The 575-nt window shown below is 65.9% G+C and carries 1 protein-coding gene; it reads right to left on the bottom strand.

Annotated elements, in window-relative coordinates; genetic code table 11:
• Window positions 1-575, bottom strand: a 575-nt coding sequence (locus ACFQV6_RS44375) for a Calx-beta domain-containing protein (RefSeq protein ID WP_378033761.1), incomplete at both ends; no start/stop codon positions are given.

Raw genomic sequence — 575 nt, 5'->3', positions numbered from 1 at the left:
CCACCGGAGGCGTCGTTCTCCCCACCAGCACGGGCGATCGTCAGCGTGGCCGTCTCAGCAGCCTCATCGTCGCCGTCGTCGAGGGTCGAGATGCTCACCGTCGCATCGTCTTCACCCTGCGGGATCGAGAACGCCACCGGCACGCTGTAGGTCCGGTCACCACTGCTGGTGTCCACATCCACCAACGTCGCCACGAAGTCGACAGTGTCCACCGCCGCCGACGGCAACGTCACCGTGAACTCCGCCGGATCACCCTCCTCCACCGCCAACGCCGTCACCGTCGCATCCGGCGTCACCGAAAACACCGGCGCGGTGTCATCGTTCGTGATCGTCACCACGCTGTTGTCCGCACCGGTGTCGACACTGTCCGCGTTGGTCGCCCCGGTGAGATCCACGTTGAACGTCTCGGCCAGCTCGTACGCGCCGTCGTTCGTCACGCCCACCGAAATGTTCTTGCTGAGCTCGGAACCGGTGAAACTTACCGTTCCGGTGCCCACCGTGAAGTCGGCCGCAGCCGCCGACCCACCGGCAGTGGCCGCGTAGGCAACGTCGATCGTCTTCTCGGTCTCCGTCGC

Source organism: Actinoplanes sp. GCM10030250, assembly GCF_042666575.1.
Lineage (GTDB): Bacteria > Actinomycetota > Actinomycetes > Mycobacteriales > Micromonosporaceae > Actinoplanes.
The sequence above is the reverse complement of the archived record's forward strand: the minus strand, read 5'-3'. Positions and strand labels throughout refer to the sequence as shown.